This window comes from Pseudonocardia sp., from assembly GCF_025465255.1.
Classification (GTDB): domain Bacteria; phylum Actinomycetota; class Actinomycetes; order Mycobacteriales; family Pseudonocardiaceae; genus Pseudonocardia.
Map to the genome: position 1 here is coordinate 1 of NZ_JAODNI010000052.1, position 5,788 is coordinate 5,788.

The following is a 5,788-nucleotide window of genomic DNA, read 5'->3' on the forward strand; positions in this document are numbered from 1 at the left end:
TCATGCGCAACCTCGGCGTCACCCTCACCGAGATCGCCTGGCTCGACGACCTCGCGGACGCGTGCGCCGCGGACAACCGCTGGTCGTTCCTCTACGCGGCCGCTCCGCTCAAGGTCGTCAACGGCACGGGCGCGCCGGTCAACCCGATCGCGATCCGCTGAGAGAGACGATGTCCATCTACGACGACAAGCCGTGGCTGGCCCGCTACGACGAAGGGCAGCCCGCGGACATCGCCCCCGAGTACGGCAACGCTCTGGCCATGTTCAAGGCCACGGTGGCGCGCACTCCGGAGGGGAACGCACTCCGCTACTTCGACGGCAGGATCAGCTTCCGTCAGCTCGACGAGCTGACCGACGCGTTCGCCGCAGGTATCACCGCGGAGGGCTTCCAGCCCGGTGAGCGCGTGGCGATCTTCGCCCAGAACGTGCCGCAGTTCGTCATCGCCCAGATCGGCAGCTGGAAGGCCGGCGGTATCGCGGTGTCGATCAACCCGATGAACAAGGAGCGGGAGCTCACCGAGCTGCTGACCGACTCGGGTGCCACCGTGCTGGTCTGCCTGCAGTCGCTGCACCGCGACGTCGTGGTGAAGGTGCTGCCCGGCACGGCGGTACGCACGGTGATCACCACCTCCGAGCTGGACCTGCAGACCCGCAACGACAAGAGCGTGTTCGCCGGGGTCGAACGCATCGCCTGCCCGGGAACGATCGACCTGCTGGAGCTGCTCGAGCAGCACAAGGGCGCTACACCGCCCGCGGTGGAGCTGGGTCCCGACGACGTGGCGTTCCTGACCTACACCTCGGGGACGACAGGCCCGCCGAAGGGCGCGATGACCACACACCGCAACGTGGTGTTCAACGCCCAGACCTACCGGGACTGGATCGGGCTGGGTGCCGAGGACGTCGTGCTCGGGATCGCCCCGCTGTTCCACATCACCGGGTTGGTCGGGCACATCGCCGTCTCGCTGCTGACGGGCGCGCCCCTGGTGCTGATGTATCGCCTCGACCCCGCCCTGACCCTGGACACGGTCGAGGCCGAAGGGGCGACCTTCACGGTCGGCTCGATCACCGTCTACATCGCGCTGATGAACGCGCCGAACGCCGACAAGGCGAAGCTCGCCACCCTGACGAAGGTCTATTCCGGCGGGGCCCCGATCCCGCCGAGCACGGTGCAGGCGTTCCAGGACACGTTCGGGCACTACATCCACAACATCTACGGGCTGACCGAGACGACCTCCCCGTCGCACGCGGTGCCCTTCCACGCCGTGGCACCGGTGGATCCGGATTCCGGGGCGCTGTCGGTCGGCGTGCCCGTCTACAACACCGTGGTGCGGATCGTCGACGAGGAGGGCAGGGACCTGCCCGCCGGTCAGATCGGCGAGCTGGTCACCGCGGGCCCGCAAGTGGTGGCCGGATACTGGAACAAGCCGGAGGAGACCGCCAAGGCCCTTCCGGGCGGTGTCCTGCACACCGGGGACGTCGGCTACATGGACGAGCAGGGCTGGTTCTACATCGTCGACCGCAAGAAGGATCAGATCAACGTGGGCGGGTACAAGGTGTGGCCCCGCGAGGTCGAGGACGTCCTCTACGAGCACCCCTCGGTTCGAGAGGCCGCCGTCGTCGGTGTCCCCGACGAGTACCGCGGCGAGACGGTCAAGGCGTTCGTCTCGCTCAAGGGTCCGGCCAGTACGACCTCCGAGGAGATCATCGCGTTCGCCAAGGAACGCATGGCCGCCTACAAGTACCCGCGGCAGGTCGAGATCCTCGACGAGATCCCCAAGACCGTGAGCGGGAAGGTCCTGCGGCGCGAGCTTCGTACCCGAGGCTGACCCGCAGCGGGCGTCACGTCGCCGCGGCGAGGTCTGCGGCGGCGTGACCCATGCGCGGCGCCGGGCCCGTGTTAGTGCGGCCCGGCGCCATCGCACCCCTGTTCTCGCTCCCAGGATGCCGGTGTGTGCCGGCGTCCTGACTCCGCATGCCCGCGCGGTGCCCGTCCGCGGGGCTGATATCAGCACAAAGGAGTGTTCGATGGCCAACACGGTTCTCATCGCCGGCGCCAGCGGCGTGGTCGGCGCCGCCTGCGTCGACCGGTTCCTCGACGACGGCTGGAACGTCATCGCGGTGTCGCGCCGCCAGCCGGAGATCTTCAGCGACAAGCCCTTCCGGCACCTTCCCCTCGACCTTCAGGACGAGGCGGCCACCCGAGCCGGGGTTCAGGACCTGCCCGAGGTCACGCACGTCGTCTACACCGCGGTGTTCGAGAAGCCCGGCCTGATCGCCGGCTGGACCGAGCAGGACCAGATGGACACCAACCTGGCGATGCTGCGCAACCTGATCGAGCCCCTGACCGAGGGCGCGAACCTGCAGCACGTGACGCTGCTGCAGGGCACCAAGGCCTACGGCATCCACCTGCACCCGATGCGAACCCCGGCGCGCGAGCGTTTCCCGCGCGACGACCACGCCAACTTCTACTGGCTCCAGGAGGACTACATCAAGGACAAGTCCGCCACCGCGGACTTCCAGTTCACGATCATGCGCCCGCAGCTGATCGTCGGGCCGAACACCGGTGTCGTGATGAACCTGCCGCCTGTGATCGGGGCCTACGCGGCGATCTGCAAGGAGGAGGGCCGTCCGTTCGGCTTCCCCGGAGGTGTCCCCTACGTGTGGGAGGCCGTGGACACCCGCCTCGTCGCCAACGCCATCCGCTGGGCCGCCGAGGCACCCGCCGCGCACGGGCAGCATTTCAACCTCACCAACGGCGAGGTCTTCGAATGGCGTGACCTGTGGCCGGCGATGGCCGAGACCCTCGGCGTCGAGGTCGGGCCCGACAACCCGGTCTCCCTCGGGGAGTACCTGCCGACAAAGGCCGACGTCTGGGACAAGATCGTCGCCAAGCACGGGCTGCGGCAGCTCAGCATCGAGGAGCTGCTCGGGGAGTCCCACTTCTACGCCGACTTCTGCATGGCCTACGGCGCCACCGAGCCCCCGCCGCCCGCGTTCGTCAGCACCGTCAAGATCAAGCAGGCCGGCTTCACCGAGGTCCGCGACACCGAAGAGACCTTCGTGCACTGGTTGAAGGTCCTCCAGGACCGCCGGGTACTTCCTCCCGCCCGGTAACCAACCGGGAGGCCGTGTCTGCGCAGTTGGTCGCGCGGCACGGCCTCCCTTCTCGTCGTCTGCGCCGCTTGTCCGCACCCGTCCCCGAGGACATCGCATGCCTATCGATTTCGCCCCCGTCCCAGAGGTCGCCGCCCTCGCCCAACGCACCGCCACCTTCGTGCGTGAGACGGTCCTTCCCGTCGAGCAGGACTGCCACGGAATCGTGCGCTCGGAGACGACACGACGTGAGCTACAGGCAGCGGCGAAGGCCGCGGGTGTGTTCGCCCCCCACGTCAGTGCGGAATGGGGTGGCCACGGGCTCGATATGCGGGGCCGGGCAATCGTGTTCGAGGAGGCCGGATACGCGCTGCTCGGCCCGCTCGCCCTCAACATCGCCGCGCCCGACGAGGGCAACATGCACATGCTCGAGGCGATCGCCACCACCGGCCAGAAGGAGAAGTACCTGGCTCCGCTGGCCGGCGGAGAGGCCCGGTCCTGCTTCGCGATGACCGAACCGGCGCCCGGGGCAGGCTCGGACGCAGCCGCGCTTTCCACCGTCGCCGAGCGTGTGCCTGGCGGCTGGCGCATCCAAGGCCGCAAGTGGTTCGCCACCGGAGCCGATGGCGCCGCCTTCGCCATCTGCATGGCCCGCACATCCGGAGCCCCCGGTGACGCCGGAGGTGCGACGATGTTCCTCGTCGACGCCGACAACCCAGGCATGAAGTTGCTCCGCCACATCGACACCCTCGACCAGTCGCTCTACGGCGGCCACCTCGAGGTGCTCTTCGACGGCTGCATCGTGCCCGACGACGCCGTCCTCGGTGAGGTCGACGAAGGCTTCCGCTACGCCCAGGTGCGGCTCGGACCTGCGCGGATGACGCACTGCATGCGCTGGCTCGGTATCGCCCGCCACTCTCAGGACATCGCCGTGGCACGCGCCAACGAGCGCTCGGTGTTCGGCTCGACCCTGGCGGACCTCGGCATGGTCCAGGCGATGATCGCCGACAACGAGATCGACATTGCCGCGTCCCGGGGCCTTGTCCTGCAGGCCTGCTGGGAGCTCGATCAGGGGCGCTCTGCAGCCCAGGCGACCTCCATCGCCAAGACGTTCACCTCCGAAGCAGTCTGGCGCGTCGTCGATCGCTCACTCCAGATCTGCGGCTCTCTCGGGATCTCCGGCGACCTCCCGCTGGGCCGGTTCCTGCAAGAGGTGCGCCCCTTCCGCATCTACGACGGGCCCTCCGAGACCCACCGCTGGTCCATCGCCCGCCGCACCGCCCGCCGAGCCCGGACTGCGTCATGAGCCGCCACGCCCACACCACCGTCCCCGGCCTCGACCTTCCCCGCCTGCAGAGATTCTTCGACGCACGAGTGCCCGAGGTGACAGGGACATTGCACGCGGAGCTGATCTCCGGCGGCCGCTCCAACCTCACCTACCGCATCACCGACGGAAGCAGCCACTGGGTGCTGCGCCGACCCCCGCTCGGCGGCCTCACCCCCTCAGCCCACGACATGCACCGCGAGTACCACGTCGTCGAGGCACTGCGCGGAAGCACCGTTCCGGTCGCCCGCCCGGTCGCCTACGCCGACGACACATCGATCATCGGCGCCCCCTTCGCCGTGGTCGAGCACGTCGACGGAGCCGTTCTGCGCAGCCGAGACGACATCGCGCGCCTCTCCTCGACCGAGCTAGCGGACATCTCCGAGGCGCTCATCGACGTGATGGTTGCCCTGCACAACATCGAACCTGAATCCGTCGGTCTCGCTGAATTCGGCCGACCCGATGGCTATCTGCGCCGCCAAGTCGCGCGCTGGACCGACCAGTGGTCACGGGTCGCCACCGAGCCCGTCCCCGACGTCGACAGCCTGGGTCGGCTGCTCAGCGAGAAATGCCCGCGGGAAAGCGGGCACTCCATCGTTCACGGCGACGTCCGTATCGACAACGCCATCCTCGACCCCGTCGAGCACACCACCGTCCGGGCACTCATCGACTGGGAGATGGCCACCCTCGGCGATCCACTCGCCGACCTCGCCCTGCACCTCGTCTACCGCGACCAGGCGTTCTCCCCGGTACTTGGTGGCAACGCCGCCTCCGCCGATCCACGCATGCCCCCCACCGACCACCTCGTGCAGCACTACGCCTTGAAATCCGGTCGCCCGGTCCATCAACTCGACTTCCACCTCGGCCTGGCCTACTTCAAATCGGCGGTGATCGCAGCAGGCATCCACGCCCGCCACCTGGCCGGTCACGACGCCGGAAGCGACTTCACCAGCGCCGGGGGCGCGGTCCCGCTGCTCGCCGCCTCCGGCCTGGCGGCACTGTCGCCACCTCAGTCCGGCAGCAAGGCACGAGGCTGATCTAGACCTTCGTCGCGTTCCCGCCCAAACGATGACCCGGGCCCGCCAGCGAACACTGCGGATTGCTGCGCCGCGGCGGGCCTGCCGGATATGGCCTGGCACACCGCCCGCGACGACGCCATGGCGGCAGCGATGCTGCTCAGCCGCTTCCTACGAGCCTTCCCCGGCGCGGTCCGCCTCACCGAGGATCACCTGCAGGCCACGGCCTGGGCGTGGCCTGCCGATGCGAGCACCTCCGCGAACACGTCGCGGCCCACTTCGCCGACGCTGCTTGCCGCACGGCGCAGCCGGCCGCGCTTCTCCGCCTCCGGTTCCTGCTCGGCCGCCTCAGTGAG

General features: G+C 68.9%; 4 protein-coding genes. All 4 read left to right on the top strand.

Annotated elements, in window-relative coordinates; genetic code table 11:
- Positions 1-169 precede the first annotated feature (169 nt).
- The 4 genes from JWP64_RS05160 (at position 170) to JWP64_RS05175 (ending at position 5,453) form a co-directional block, all read left to right on the top strand.
- Positions 170-1,825, top strand: a complete 1,656-nt coding sequence (locus tag JWP64_RS05160) for an AMP-binding protein (RefSeq protein ID WP_297492890.1) — start codon at positions 170-172, stop codon at positions 1,823-1,825.
- Between the two features lie 199 nt (positions 1,826-2,024).
- A complete protein-coding gene (locus JWP64_RS05165; protein ID WP_297492893.1) occupies positions 2,025-3,113 on the top strand; it encodes an SDR family oxidoreductase in 1,089 nt (362 codons plus the stop codon).
- A 97-nt stretch (positions 3,114-3,210) separates the two neighbouring features.
- A complete protein-coding gene (locus tag JWP64_RS05170) occupies positions 3,211-4,398 on the top strand; it encodes an acyl-CoA dehydrogenase family protein (protein WP_297492896.1) in 1,188 nt (395 codons plus the stop codon).
- A gap of 89 nt (positions 4,399-4,487) precedes the next feature.
- Complete coding sequence (locus tag JWP64_RS05175; protein WP_297492898.1) at positions 4,488-5,453, top strand: phosphotransferase family protein; 966 nt, start codon at positions 4,488-4,490, stop codon at positions 5,451-5,453.
- The last annotated feature ends 335 nt before the right edge of the window (positions 5,454-5,788 follow it).